At 63.1% G+C, this 14,141-nt stretch carries 10 protein-coding genes and 2 tRNA genes; 3 read left to right on the forward strand and 9 right to left on the reverse strand.

Annotation, left to right across the window (positions count from 1 at the left end; all coding sequences use genetic code 11):
• From IC50_RS11220 to IC50_RS11250, 8 genes are all read right to left on the reverse strand, one after another.
• Positions 1-77: transfer RNA gene (locus IC50_RS11220), tRNA-Val, on the reverse strand.
• 60 nt (positions 78-137) lie between these two features.
• Positions 138-542 (reverse strand): GFA family protein, encoded by a 405-nt coding sequence (locus IC50_RS11225; RefSeq protein WP_035704040.1) that lies wholly within the window; start codon positions 540-542, stop codon positions 138-140.
• Between the two features lie 213 nt (positions 543-755).
• A complete protein-coding gene (locus tag IC50_RS41240; RefSeq protein WP_157460954.1) occupies positions 756-1,427 on the reverse strand; it encodes a hypothetical protein in 672 nt (223 codons plus the stop codon).
• Between the two features lie 168 nt (positions 1,428-1,595).
• Positions 1,596-4,019, reverse strand: coding sequence for an endopeptidase La (lon, locus tag IC50_RS11230; RefSeq protein WP_035704042.1), 2,424 nt, complete (start codon positions 4,017-4,019; stop codon positions 1,596-1,598).
• A 321-nt stretch (positions 4,020-4,340) separates the two neighbouring features.
• Positions 4,341-5,612 (reverse strand): ATP-dependent Clp protease ATP-binding subunit ClpX, encoded by a 1,272-nt coding sequence (gene clpX, locus IC50_RS11235; RefSeq protein WP_008547851.1) that lies wholly within the window; start codon positions 5,610-5,612, stop codon positions 4,341-4,343.
• Positions 5,613-6,056: 444 nt separating this feature from the next.
• Positions 6,057-6,692, reverse strand: coding sequence for an ATP-dependent Clp protease proteolytic subunit (locus IC50_RS11240; protein WP_027559514.1), 636 nt, complete (start codon positions 6,690-6,692; stop codon positions 6,057-6,059).
• A gap of 377 nt (positions 6,693-7,069) precedes the next feature.
• A complete protein-coding gene (gene tig, locus IC50_RS11245; RefSeq protein ID WP_035704047.1) occupies positions 7,070-8,431 on the reverse strand; it encodes a trigger factor in 1,362 nt (453 codons plus the stop codon).
• Between the two features lie 173 nt (positions 8,432-8,604).
• Positions 8,605-8,689 (reverse strand) — tRNA-Leu (locus IC50_RS11250).
• Between the two features lie 154 nt (positions 8,690-8,843).
• On the opposite strand from IC50_RS11250, the gene IC50_RS11255 reads away from it, so the two are divergent.
• Positions 8,844-10,157 carry a multicopper oxidase domain-containing protein gene (locus IC50_RS11255; RefSeq protein WP_035704050.1) on the forward strand — a complete coding sequence of 438 codons (1,314 nt, stop codon included), beginning with the start codon at positions 8,844-8,846 and terminating at the stop codon, positions 10,155-10,157.
• 59 nt (positions 10,158-10,216) lie between these two features.
• Here IC50_RS11255 and IC50_RS11260 read toward each other — a convergent pair whose 3' ends face one another.
• The gene (locus IC50_RS11260) at positions 10,217-11,716 is read right to left on the reverse strand and encodes a bifunctional ADP-dependent NAD(P)H-hydrate dehydratase/NAD(P)H-hydrate epimerase (RefSeq protein WP_035704053.1); all 1,500 of its coding nucleotides are present in this window, start codon (positions 11,714-11,716) and stop codon (positions 10,217-10,219) included.
• Positions 11,717-12,097: 381 nt separating this feature from the next.
• Here IC50_RS11260 and IC50_RS11265 point away from each other — a divergent pair, with 381 nt between their 5' ends.
• Positions 12,098-12,436: a P-II family nitrogen regulator gene (locus tag IC50_RS11265; protein ID WP_007603495.1), complete on the forward strand. Its 339-nt coding sequence runs from the start codon at positions 12,098-12,100 to the stop codon at positions 12,434-12,436.
• 152 nt (positions 12,437-12,588) lie between these two features.
• On the forward strand, positions 12,589-13,998 hold the full coding sequence (gene glnA, locus IC50_RS11270) for a type I glutamate--ammonia ligase (RefSeq protein WP_035704055.1): 1,410 nt from the start codon (positions 12,589-12,591) through the stop codon (positions 13,996-13,998).
• The last annotated feature ends 143 nt before the right edge of the window (positions 13,999-14,141 follow it).

The raw sequence follows: 14,141 nt of genomic DNA on the forward strand, positions 1-14,141 counted from the left end.
TGGTGGGCGGTCACGGATTCGAACCGCGGACCCTCTCGGTGTAAACGAGATGCTCTAACCAGCTGAGCTAACCGCCCTCGCCGGCCTCTTTAGCCTCTCGCGCCCCGGGCGGGCAAGCGCGGATCGTCATTCCCGTCTCAATCCTGTGGCCGCCCCGGCAGCAGCGGCACCGCGTCGATCCAGACTGCCGCGGACTGGCACCAGATCTGCCGGGCGGGGCGCAATTTGTCGCGCTGGCGGATCGAGCCCCAGCGGATACCCCAATCGTCGGCCTGGTCGCCCTCGCCGCTGGTGAACAGCGGGGAACCGCAATCGGCGCAAAAATGCTGGAAGCGCATCCGGCCGTTGTCGCCGCGCTTGCCATAAATCTTGGGCGTGCCGGCGGTCACGCGGACATCGGCCTTGGTGCAGATGGCCGTCACGCGGAACGGCGAGCCGGTCAGCGTCTGGCAATCGGTGCAATGGCACACCGAGACCTCCTCCGGATTGACCTCGGCCTCGAAGGTGATCCGCCCGCAATGGCATTTTCCGTCGATCAGCATCGCCCTGATCCCTCGGGCCCTGCTAGCCCCCGCCGACTTGCGAGTGTCCGACCTCAACGATCGGACTGCGCGCCGTAATCCTATGACGTTCTCGACACGGTGCTCGTCACTTGCCGTGAAAGATCACAGTACACCCAAAACAAAAACAAGCCCGAAGGCCCCATTTTAACATCTTTCGCTGGAACTTAGTGAGCGGTCGGAGACTTCGCCACCTCAACTCGAAGGCCCAATGATACCCTTCTGCTGCAAGTCCTCGAAAATGGCCGCGACTGAGGTTGAAGCACTAGAGCCATCGCCCACGAAAAGAAGTCCTCCCGCATTCACTTGGCCGTTGCCTACCCAGAGATTTCGTCCGCTCGATGCCTCAAGCAGCCGGGCTGTAAACATGGTTTGACGACGATAGCGATACACAGGGGTCGCGGTAGCAGTCATCGTCCCAGACGACACACCATCGAGTGAAACCGCAGAGACATTGCCTGCTGTACTAACAGTTCCGCTAGCGCTCGAAGAACCAGAGTATTGGCCCGAAAAGATCGTCCCAGCGTATTGCTGTTGGACGCCGGTATCTCCCACATTGATAATAAGCACACCGTCTACGCCGTCACCGGCAAGTCCTCGTTGGATTTCAGCGCTCGTATAGGTTCGCGTCGGCGGAAACAATTGAAGCGCATCGCCTGCAACGACACCACGCTTCTTGGCCTCCTCAGCAATGCTGAGTTGAATTTTAGAGACGAGTGGGTTTGGCCCAGCCACATATGCGATGACGTGATTGATCGGCTTCGCTGGCAGCTGTTTATCAGCATAGCCCTGCATCGACGTGGTGATGCAGCCCGACAGTCCAATTGCCGCCGCCGCCAAACTAACAAATTGCTTTGCCGAAACCATGCATCCCCCGAGGAATGGTTTTGGTATTGAGCCGGCAACTTAACCGGGAAGCGGCTCGTAATGCTAGTGTCGGCAAGTAGGGCAAAAGTAGACCCCCGACGACAGGAAGCTCTCCCCCAAAACAAAAACGGCGCCCGAAGGCGCCGTTTTATCATCTTTCGCGATGGCTCAGTGAGCGGTCAGGCCGCCGGCGGCCTCATCTCCGTCCGGCTTCACCGTCACCTTGGTGTCTTCTTCCCACACGATCGGCACGGGCTTCCTCACCAGCGCCTTGGCGATGACGTCGTCGAGGCGCGAGACCGGGATGATCTCCATGCCGCCCTTGATCGCATCGGAAATCTCCGTGAGATCCTTGGCGTTGTCCTCGGGAATCAGCACCGTCTTGATGCCGCCGCGGGCCGCAGCCAGCAGCTTCTCCTTGAGGCCGCCGATCGGCAGCACGCGGCCGCGCAGCGTGATCTCGCCGGTCATCGCGACATCATGGCGGACCGGAATGCCGGTCATGACCGAGATGATCGCGGTGGCCATGGCGACGCCTGCGGACGGACCATCCTTCGGCGTCGCGCCCTCAGGCACGTGCACGTGGATGTCGCGCCGGTCGAACAGCGGCGGCTCGATGCCGTAGGTGATCGCGCGCGAGCGGACGTAGGACGCCGCCGCCGAGATCGATTCCTTCATCACGTCGCGCAGATTGCCCGTGACCGTCATCTTGCCCTTGCCGGGCATCATGACGCCTTCGATCGTCAAGAGCTCGCCGCCGACATCGGTCCAGGCGAGGCCCGTGACGATGCCGACCTGCGGCTCGCTCTCGATCTCGCCGAAGCGGTACTTCGGCACGCCGAGCAGCTCTTCCAGAGTCTTCTCGGTGACCTTGACCGACTTCTTCTTGGAGATCATCAGCTCCTTCACCGCCTTGCGGGCGAGTGTGGAGAGCTCACGCTCCAGGTTGCGCACGCCCGCTTCGCGGGTGTAGCGGCGGATCAAAAGCAGCAGCGCGTCGTCGTCGATCGAGAACTCCTTGGAGTCCAGGCCGTGCTTGGACACCGCGTTCGGGATCAGGTGCTTGCGCGCGATCTCGACCTTCTCGTTCTCGGTGTAGCCCGCGATCCGGATGATCTCCATGCGATCCATCAGCGGCCCGGGAATATTGAGCGTATTCGCGGTCGTGATGAACATCACGTTGGACAGATCGTAGTCGACCTCGAGATAGTGGTCGTTGAAGGTCGCGTTCTGCTCGGGATCGAGGACCTCGAGCAGCGCCGAGGACGGATCGCCGCGGAAATCGGCGCCCATCTTGTCGATCTCGTCCAGCAGGAACAGCGGATTGGACGACTTCGCCTTGCGCATCGACTGGATGATCTTGCCGGGCATCGAGCCGATATAGGTGCGGCGGTGACCGCGGATCTCGGCCTCGTCGCGCACACCACCGAGCGAGACGCGAACGAATTCGCGCCCCGTCGCCTTCGCGATCGACTTGCCGAGCGAGGTCTTGCCGACGCCGGGAGGCCCGACGAGGCACAGGATCGGCCCGGTCAGCTTGTTGGCGCGCGACTGCACGGCGAGATACTCGACGATGCGTTCCTTGACCTTCTCCAGCCCATAGTGATCGGAGTCCAGGATGGCCTGCGCGGCCTCCAGATCCTTCTTCACCTTGGACTTCTTGTTCCACGGAATCGACAGCAGCCAGTCCAGATAGTTGCGCACGACGGTCGCTTCCGCGGACATCGGCGACATCTGCCGCAGCTTCTTCAATTCGTGCTGCGCCTTCTCGCGCGCTTCCTTGGAAAGCTTGGTCTTGGAGATCTTCTCTTCGAGATCGGCGAGCTCGTCGCGACCGTCGTCATCGCCGAGTTCCTTCTGGATCGCCTTCATCTGCTCGTTGAGATAGTACTCGCGCTGGGTCTTCTCCATTTGTCGTTTGACACGAGAACGAATCCGCTTCTCGACCTGCAGCACCGAGATCTCGCTCTCCATCAGGCCCAGCACCTTCTCCAGGCGCGTGGTCACCGAAAGCGTCTCCAGGATGCCCTGGCGATCGGCGATCTTGACCGCGAGATGCGACGCGACGGTGTCGGCGAGCTTGGCGAAATCGGTGATCGCCTGCACGACACCGACGACCTCGGCCGAGATCTTCTTGTTGAGCTTCACATAGCTCTCGAAGTCCGACACGACCGAGCGCGCCAGCGCTTCCGCCTCGACCGACTTCGCATCGGTATCGGCGAGCGCAACCGCAGTCGCCTCGTAATAGTCGGCGCGGTCGGTGTATTTCGACACGCGGGCACGCTCGAGCCCTTCGACCAGCACCTTCACGGTGCCGTCCGGAAGCTTCAAGAGCTGCAGCACGCTGGCGAGCGTCCCGGTCTCGTAAATGGCATCGGGCGCCGGATCATCGTCGGACGCGTTCTTCTGCGTCGCGAGCATGATCAGCGCGTCGTTCTTCATCACCTCTTCGAGCGCGCGGATCGACTTCTCGCGGCCGACGAAGAGCGGAACGATCATGTGCGGGAAGACGACGATGTCGCGCAACGGCAGCACGGGATAAGCGTGCGTTTCGCCATGGACGATGGTTGGCCGGGGTTTGGGATTGGTCATGGCCTTTTCCTTTTGCTTTGCCCCCTTGCACGCAGCCCGCTGATCATGCGCAACCGCCACAAGGTGCTGAGGTGATCCGCAGAACCGGTCGGTCCTCTACCAGTCGGACCGGCTCGCCGGATAGAACTGAGGCGAATCTTGAAGAGAATTTCCGCTCGCCGCCGACATTAGGTGGCTATCGACCCGGGGGGTGTCAAGTCATTGAAAAACGCGCGCCATCAGGCGCTTACGCAACGCGATAAGCGACGCAACATCGGCTGCGGAGATACAGTTCCGCAGCCCGACTTGAGGCGACAATTGAAGCGTTCCGGCGCCGCCGGATCAGGCGCTGGCGTTCTCGACGGCGCGATCGGATCGATCGGCGTAGATGTAGAGCGGACGCGCCGTACCTTCCACCACTTCGCGGGAAATCACGACTTCTTCCACACCTTCCAGGCCCGGCAGGTCGAACATGGTCTCGAGCAGGATCGCCTCGAGGATCGAACGCAGGCCCCGCGCGCCGGTCTTGCGCTCGATCGCCTTGCGGGCGACCGCGCCAAGCGCCTCGTCGGCGAAGGTCAGCTCGATGTTCTCCATCTCGAACAGCCGCTGGTACTGTTTCACCAGCGCGTTCTTCGGCTCCGTGAGGATCTTCTTCAGCGAGGTCTCATCGAGATCCTCGAGCGTCGCCACGACGGGCAGACGGCCGACGAACTCGGGGATGAGGCCGTACTTCAGGAGGTCCTCAGGCTCGACGTGACGGAAGATCTCGCCGGTACGGCGGTCCTCCGGCGCCAGCACCTGGGCGCCGAAGCCGATCGAGGTCGACCGTCCGCGCGCCGAGATGATCTTCTCAAGGCCGGCGAAAGCGCCGCCGCAGATGAAGAGGATGTTGGTGGTATCCACCTGCAGGAATTCCTGCTGCGGATGCTTGCGGCCGCCCTGCGGCGGGACCGAAGCCACCGTGCCTTCCATGATCTTGAGCAGCGCCTGCTGCACGCCCTCACCCGACACGTCGCGCGTGATCGAGGGGTTGTCGGACTTGCGGCTGATCTTGTCGATTTCGTCGATGTAGACGATGCCGCGCTGGGCGCGCTCGACATTGTAGTCGGCGGCCTGGAGCAGCTTCAGGATGATGTTCTCGACGTCCTCACCGACATAGCCGGCTTCGGTCAGCGTCGTCGCGTCCGCCATCGTGAACGGGACGTCCAGGATGCGGGCGAGCGTCTGCGCGAGCAGCGTCTTGCCCGAGCCGGTCGGACCGATCAGCAGGATGTTCGACTTCGCGAGCTCGACGTCGTTGTGCTTGGTCTGGTGGTTGAGGCGCTTGTAGTGGTTGTGCACCGCGACCGACAGGACCTTCTTCGCATGGCTCTGGCCGATCACGTAATCGTCCAGCACCTTGCAGATTTCCTTCGGCGTCGGAATGCCGTCGCGCGACTTGACCAGCGAGGACTTGTTCTCCTCGCGGATGATGTCCATGCAGAGCTCGACGCACTCGTCGCAAATGAAGACCGTGGGACCCGCGATCAGTTTGCGGACTTCGTGCTGGCTCTTGCCGCAGAACGAGCAATATAGCGTGTTCTTGGAGTCGCTCGTGCCGACCTTACTCATTCCTGTCTCCGTCCGCGGTTCGATCCCGTTCCGCTCGATCGCTCCATTCCGACACGATGGCCGGTATGAAGCTTAAGTAGAGCAAATTCCGTACCAAAAAAGACCCTACGCGTTATATCCCGTGCGAATCACGGTCACTCGATTCTCCCGCGATCATAGCCGATCAATCGTAGCCAACCATGCTGTCACCCGACTATCAAGAATTCGCTAATCGGGGCTCGCCGGCTACCCGTGACAATACCGTGATTTCCGGTCTTGGCACGGACGAAGTGATGGAAATGACCCCGGCGTTGCTGGATTGCCACGAAAAACAAGCACGAAAGCGGAACTTTCTGCTTGTCGCAGCGCGCAAAACGCGTTTTGCGACGCGCGCACGCGCGCCTGGCGTGAACGCCGCCCCGACGGGACCGCGGCGATCCGAGGATCGCCGCGAACCCCGTAGTGCTACGGAGCCTTCGCCGGCGCCGGCTCCTCGGCGCGCTTGTCGATGACCTTGTCGACCAGGCCGAACTCCTTGGCGTCGTTCGCCGTCAGGAACTTGTCGCGTTCCAGCGCATCCTCGATCGACTTGTAGGTCTGGCCGGTGTGCTTCACGTAGATCTCGTTGAGCCGCTTCTTCAGGTTCAGGATTTCCTGGGCGTGCAGCATGATGTCGGTGGCCTGGCCCTGGAAGCCGCCGGACGGCTGGTGCACCATGATGCGCGCGTTCGGCAGCGAGAAGCGCATGTCCTTCTCGCCGGCCGCGAGCAGCAGCGAGCCCATCGAGGCCGCCTGCCCCGTGCAGAGCGTCGAGACCGGCGGGCGGATGAACTGCATGGTGTCGTAGATCGCAAGGCCCGACGTCACCACGCCGCCCGGCGAGTTGATGTACATCGAGATTTCCTTCTTCGGATTTTCCGCCTCGAGGAACAGGAGCTGCGCGACGATGAGCGTCGACATGCCGTCCTCGACCGGGCCGGTCACGAAGATGATGCGCTCCTTCAGGAGGCGCGAGAAAATGTCGTAGGCGCGCTCGCCACGGTTGGTCTGCTCGACCACCATGGGCACGAGGTTCATGTAGGTTTCAACCGGATCGCGCATGAGTCACCTAGGGTTTTTGAGAGGCGGACATCGCCAGTCTTGGCTGCCAGTCGGGCTGGATCTGCCGGAAGGCGGATGGACGTCCCGTGATGCAGGAACTTGGTAGAGGTAGAAGGCGTAGCGACAGATATAGCCCAATTCGCGCCTGACAAGTGCGGAGCGCATTAAGGCTTAATCCGTCAGGGAGTTGAAGCTGATTCGTACAATGAGGCCCAGCCGGCCATCTGGCTAGCTGGGCCTCTTCGCCGATCATCCTTAATGGAAGACTGTCTCGGAGTCCCATTCCGATGGTATCGGAACGGGCCCCTGGATTCTGGTCTTGACGCGCTTTCTTTGCGCGAACCGGTATCCGCTTCGCTCGAAACGCTACAGACCCATCAGGCCGCGGTCTTTTCCGCCTCGTCGTCCTTGTAGAGGTCCTCGCGCGAGACCTTCTTTTCGGTCACGTTGGCGAGTTCGAGGATGAAGTCGACCACCTTGTCCTCGTAGATCGGTGCGCGGAGCTGGGCCAACGCCTGGGCGTTGTTGCGATAGAAATCCCAGACTTCCTTCTCGCGGCCGGGCATCGAGCGCGCGCGCTCGATCACGGCACGGCCGACCTCGTCGTCGGTCACGGTGATCTTGTTCTTCTCGCCGATCTCGGAGAGCACGAGGCCGAGCCGCACGCGGCGGTCGGCGATCTTGCGGTACTCTTCCTTGGCCTTGTCCTCGGTGGTGTCCTCGTCGGCAAAGGTCTTGCCCGCGGAATCCATCTCGGCCTTGACCGAGTTCCACATCAGATTGAACTCCTCGTCGACCAGCGAGGGCGGCGCCTCGAAGCGGTGCGCCTCGTCGAGGCGGTCGAGCAGCGCGCGCTTGACGCGCTGGCGCGTCGCGGTCGCGAACTCGGCGGAGAGACGTTCGCGCGCGGCTTCCTTCAGCTTGTCCAGCGATTCCAGGCCGAGCGACTTGGCGAACTCATCGTCGATCGCAAGGTCCTGCGGCGCCTCGATCAGGGTCGCGGTGGTCTCGAATTCGGCCGGCTGGCCGGCCAGCTTGTCGTTCATGTAGTTCTTGGGGAACGACACCTTCAGCGTGCGGGTCTCGCCCGCGCCGATGCCGACGAGTTGCTCCTCGAAGCCCGGAATGAAGGTGTTGGAGCCGATCACGACCTGGATGCCTTCGCCGGTGCCGCCCTCGAAGACTTCGCCGTTGATGCTGCCCTTGAAGTTGATGGTGACGCGGTCGCCGGAGGCGGCCTTTTCGCCCTCGCCCTTCGCCGCATAGGTGCGGTTGGAATCGGCGATGCGCTTGATCGCCTCGTCGACGTCGGTGTCGGAGACGTCGGCGACGGGCTTCTCGACCTGGAAGGTCTTGAAGTCGGCGAGCGCGATCGCCGGCACCACCTCGATCGCGACCGTGTAGGTCAGATCGGTCTTGCCACTCAGCAGCTCCTCGACCTCGGCCTGCTCGCTCGGCATGGTGATCTTCGGCTCGGTCGCGAGGCGAAAGCCGCGCTCGGAGAACAGCTGCGTGTTGGTGTCGCGGATGGTCTGGTCGATGGTCTCGGCCATCACCGAGCGGCCGTAGACCTTCTTCAGGTGCGCGACCGGCACCTTGCCCGGACGGAAGCCGTTGATGCGGACCTTGTCCTTGAGGTCGACGAGCTTGGCACCGGCCTTGGCGTCGAGATCAGACGCGGGAACGCTGATCTTGAACTCGTGCTTCAAACCTTCCGAGAGGGTTTCTGTGACCTGCATGGCGTCCAATCTTCTTTTCGCTCGGTCCCGGCGCGCATGCGTCGGGACGCTGTCATTAATCGATCCGGCGCGAGGCAAACGCCTCCACGCCGGTGGTTCATCGGACCGGCTCCGGACGGATGGTCATCCGCGCGGAAGCAGGTCTCGTAATCCGTGCAAACGCGATAAGCGCTTGGTGCGGGCGGAGGGACTCGAACCCCCACAACTTTCGTCACTGGAACCTAAATCCAGCGCGTCTACCAGTTCCGCCACGCCCGCGTTAATCTGCATCAAGACCGGCCGCGATGCCGCGGGCGGCCGGGCTTATAGCATGTGCCTGACTGTTCGCAGCAAAAAAATGGCCGGTTGGAGGCACGCTTAAAGTAGGCACGATGACTGGACTTATCCAGCACGACATGGTCCGGATCGCTGCATGAAACCGCGGATCTTCGACCCGACCAGACGCGAGATTTTGGCCGGCCTCGGAGCGGCGCTCGGCGCGTCCACGGCCGGGTTGATGGCGGGTGGAGCGACCCCGGCCGTGACCGCCCAGATCGCCCTCCAGGGACGGGCGGCAAGCCTGGCTCTGAAGCCGGGTCAGCCACCTACACCAATCTGGGAGCTGGCCGCGGTAAGCCATCTCGGGGACGTCCGTCTCAAGCGGGGCGACCGTTGCGAGTTCGTGTTTCGGAACGACCTGCCTGTGCCACTTGCGCCAGTCTGGTACGGCCTCAATGGCCCGGCCACGATCGACCCGCTACGCGGGCGCGCCCCTGCACCACCCAATGCGGTTGAAACATCAATTATTTCAATACCAAGCGCGGGAACCCTGCTGGCGGACTTCCGTCTCTTCGAGGACGGCCTGAAGCAGCCTGCACGGCCGCTCCCGATTGTCGCGGTCGAGCCCAGCCGGGTTGCCGTCGATCGTGACGAGGTCCTGTTGATCGAGGAATGGCGCCTGCGGCCGAACGGCACCGCAGTCCCGCCGGGCCAGAACCCGCAGGACGCGACGCCGCTCTACACGGTCAATGGCAGAACTTCATTCGAACTCTCAGCTGCGGTCAATGAGCGGCTCCGGCTGCGCTTCATCAATGGCTCCCAACGTACTGTTTTGGCAATCAAATTGGAAAGCCATGAGGTCCGGGTCATGGCCCTGGACGGACAGCCGGCCGAGCCGTTTGCCGCGCGCAATGGCGCCCTTGTGCTGGCCCCCGGCGGACGTGCCGACGCGTTCGTGGACACGGCCACATCGGCCGCATTCCTGCTGCATGACGGCAAGGAGGCGCGCCAGGTCGGGCGCCTCACCATCTCGGCGAAGCTTGAGCGTGCGCCGCTGTTGCCGCCGCAGCCGCTCCCTTCGAACGACCTTCCCGAGAAGCTCGATCTGAGAGGCGCCCTGCGGTTCGATGTCGCGCTCGGCGCACCCGACGCCGCCTGGACGCGGCCCGCGAACTTCTCCACCGCCTCCGCCCCCGCCTTCCAGGCCAGGACCGGCCGCACCGTCGTGCTGGCCCTGAAGAACCCCGCCCCTGTCACCACCGTGTTCCACCTGCACGGCCACCCGTTCCGCCTGCTCGACAAGCTCGACGACGGCTGGAAGCCCTATTGGCTCGACACGCTCGCGATCGAGCCCGGTCAGGCCCAGCGCGTCGCCTTCGCGGCGATCTCACCCGGACGCTGGCTGATCGAGTCCGTGGCAACCGATTGGGCCGCGCCACGGCTGGTGCGGTGGTATGCGGTGGAGTGAGCTCTTGTAGGATGGGTAGAGCGCACGCTCTACCCATCCTACCCGCCATAGCGGGCAGATCAGTACTCCACCCCCAGCGCGTCATAGATCCGCCGGTGCACCGCCGGCAGCGTCTCGGTGAGATCTTCCGCAATCAGTCCCGGACCCGCTTCGCGTGCCGCCTCGCCATGCATCCAGACACCGATGCTGGCGGCCTCGAACGCCGGCACGCCCTGCGCCAGCAGCCCCGCGATGATGCCGGAGAGCACGTCGCCGGCACCGGCGGTGGCGAGCCAGGGCGGCGCGTTGGCAGCGATGGCGGCGCGTCCGTCGGGGGCGGCGATCGTGGTGTCCGGCCCCTTCAGGAGCACGACCGCGCCGGAGCGCTCGGCGGCGGCGCGGACGCGCTCGAGCTTGGAGCGGCCGGGATGCTTGTTGCTGAGGTCGGAGAACAGGCGCGGAAACTCGCCCTCATGCGGCGTCAGTACCACCGCATTGTCGTGTGACGACTTGATCGATTCAAACAGACGCTCGGGCTTTGCGGCAAAGCTGGTCAGCGCATCTGCGTCCAGCACGAGATGCCGCTGCGCCGACAGCGCGGTGTGAACCAGATTGCAGGTGCGCTCACTGACGCCCGCGCCGGGGCCGATCATGCAGGTATCATAACGCTTGTCGCCGAGCAGCTCGCCGAACTCGATCGCGGTGTCGACGGGGCGGACCATCACCGCCGTCAGCGCAGCCGCGTTGATCGCGAGCGCATCGCGCGGGCTCGCCAGCGTCACGAGGCCCGCCCCTGCCCGCAGCGCGCCGCGCGCGGCGAGCCGCGCGGCACCGGTCGCGGCCGCATCGCCGGAGACCGCCAGCACATGGCCGCGCGCGTATTTGTGGCCGTCGATGCGCGGCACCGGAAAGGCGGCGCCCCAGAGGTCCGGATCGTTCTCGAAGGTCTGCGGCGCGATCTCGTCCAGCACCTGCGCATCGATGCCGATATCGGCGAGGCGCACGCGGCCGCAATGCATCCGCCCGGGCAGAAGCAGATGCGCCGGCTTCTTGCGGAAGAAGGTGACGGTCTCGGTGGCGTTCACCGCCGCACCCATCACGGCCGCACTGGTGCCGTTGATGCCGCTCGGCAGGTCGACCGCGAGCACCGGGGCACCGTTGGCGTTGATCGCCTCGATCATCGCGCCAGCCTCGCCGTCGACGGGACGGCTGAGGCCGGCGCCGAACAGCGCATCGACGATCAGCGCCGGCCTTCCGATGGCCTGGGGATTGAACGGAAGCAGCGGATGCTTCCAGCCGCGCGCCGCGGAGGCCGCATCGCCCTGGAGCTGGTCGCGCTCGCACATCGAGATCACCGAGACCTCCCGCCCCTGGGCGGCGAGCTCGGCGGCCGCGACGAATCCGTCGCCGCCATTGTTGCCGGGGCCGGCCACGATCAGGATCGGCCCTTCCTCCACCAACGCATGGGCGGCCTCGGCGACCGCCTGGCCCGCGCTCAGCATCAGCTCGAAACCAGGCGTGCCGGCCGCGATGGTGAGCTGGTCGGCGCGCTGCATTTCGGCATTGGTCAGAACTTCCATGCCACTTCCTAGTACAAACGCCTCTTCAACAGGCATCTTCCTTGCCGATCCGACGGCGGGGACATCGATTTGCACATATATTGAACCATTTGCCTATTTCGTGGTCTTCGGTATTTTGTGCAGATCGGCGCCACCGGTCAGAGATGCTCGTTAAAAGGCTGATAACGCTCCAATAATCAGGGCATTTGCAACTTGGCATAGACCCTGCTTTCGAGGAAGCCGCTTCGGTTTGTCGTGCTCACTGGCATCTTACAGGGGGTGGCCGGCCGTCGTTGCCGGACTGGTCAGGGATCCCGGCATAGAGAAGACTAGATCGTGCGTTGAGAAATGCGCATCCTGACGAAGACGTTGCTATTTGATCGAAAGGCCGGGAGTCGCGCAGTGAAGAAAATCGAAGCCATCATCAAGCCATTCAAGCTCGACGAGGTGAAGGAAGCGCTTCAGGAAGTCGGTCTTCAGGGCATCACCGTCACCGAAGCCAAGGGCTTTGGCCGGCAGAAGGGTCACGCCGAACTTTATCGCGGCGCAGAATACATCGTCGACTTCCTGCCGAAGGTAAAAATCGAGATCGTGATCGGCGACGATCTGGTCGAGCGCGCCATCGACGCGATCCGCCGCGCCGCGCAGACCGGCCGTATCGGCGACGGCAAGATCTTCGTCTCCAACATCGAAGAAGCGATCCGCATCCGGACCGGCGAATCCGGGCTGGACGCTATCTGAGCCGGGTGCTATCCCGCATTTTGCGACACTCCGACAAGAAATAAGGCTGCTTCGGCGGCCTGATTTCGTTTGTGCGGTCGCGCAAAACTCGCCCAAAGCGAGAATAATTTTGCTCATCTGGAAACCGATCCGCAGAGCCAAAAGGGGTATGCATGAAGACCGCCAAAGACGTCCTGAAATCGATCAAGGACAACGACGTCAAGTACGTCGACCTGCGCTTCACCGATCCGCGCGGCAAGTGGCAGCACGTCACGTTCGACGTCAGCATGATCGATGAAGACATCTTCGCCGAAGGGACGATGTTCGACGGCTCCTCGATTGCCGGCTGGAAGGCGATCAACGAATCCGACATGTGCCTGATGCCCGATCCGGTGACCGCGACGATCGATCCGTTCTTCGCAGAGACCACCATGGTCATCACCTGCGACGTGCTCGAGCCGACCACCGGCGAGCCCTACAACCGCGATCCCCGCGGCATCGCCAAGAAGGCCGAGGCGATGGTGAAGTCGATGGGCGTGGGCGACAGCGTGTTCGTCGGTCCCGAAGCCGAGTTCTTCGTGTTCGACGACGTGCGCTTCTCGGCCACTCCCTACAACACCGGTTTCCGTCTCGACTCCTCGGAGCTGCCGACCAATTCCGACACCGAATATGAAGGCGGCAATCTCGGCCACCGCGTCCGCACTAAGGGCGGCTATTTCCCGGTTCCGCCGCAGGACTCCGTGCAGGACATGCGCTCGGAGATGCTGGGCGCCATGGCCAAGATGGGCGTCAAGGTCGAGAAGCATCACCACGAGGTCGCTTCCGCCCAGCACGAACTCGGCATGAAGTTCGACACGCTGACGCTGATGGCCGACCACCTCCAGATCTACAAATACTGCATCCACCAGGTCGCGCACATCTACGGCAAGACCGCCACCTTCATGCCGAAGCCGGTCTATGGCGACAACGGCTCGGGCATGCACGTGCACCAGTCGATCTGGAAGGACGGCAAGCCGGTGTTCGCCGGCAACAAATATGCCGACCTGTCGGAGACCTGCCTCCACTACATCGGCGGCATCATCAAGCACGCCAAGGCGATCAACGCCTTCACCAACCCCTCGACCAACTCCTACAAGCGTCTGGTCCCGGGCTATGAGGCCCCTGTGCTGCTCGCCTATTCCGCGCGCAACCGCTCGGCCTCCTGCCGCATCCCCTACACCGCTTCGCCGAAGGCCAAGCGCGTCGAGGTGCGCTTCCCCGATCCGCTCGCCAACCCCTATCTCGGCTTCGCCGCGATGCTGATGGCCGGCCTCGACGGCATCAAGAACAAGATCGATCCGGGTCCGGCGATGGACAAGGATCTCTACGATCTGCCGAAGGAAGAGCTGAAGCAGATCCCGACGGTGTGCGGCAGCCTGCGCGAGGCGCTCGAAAACCTCGACAAGGACCGCGCCTTCCTCAAGGCCGGCGGCGTGTTCGACGACGACTTCATCGACGCCTATATCGAGCTGAAGATGACCGAGGTCGAGCGCTTCGAGATGACCCCGCACCCGATCGAGTTCGACATGTACTATTCGGGCTGATCGGCCCGCACAGGACGAGATAGGCAGAAGGCGCTTCCGGAAGGAGGCGCCTTTTCGTTTGGCATCGTAGGATGGGTAGAGCGCAGCGAAACCCATCAAACTTTTTGGCGTGGCGACACGATGGGTTTCGCTGCGCTCTACCC

The organism is Bradyrhizobium genomosp. I (2014), from assembly GCF_000261685.1.
In the GTDB taxonomy this organism is placed as follows: Bacteria; Pseudomonadota; Alphaproteobacteria; order Rhizobiales; family Xanthobacteraceae; genus Bradyrhizobium.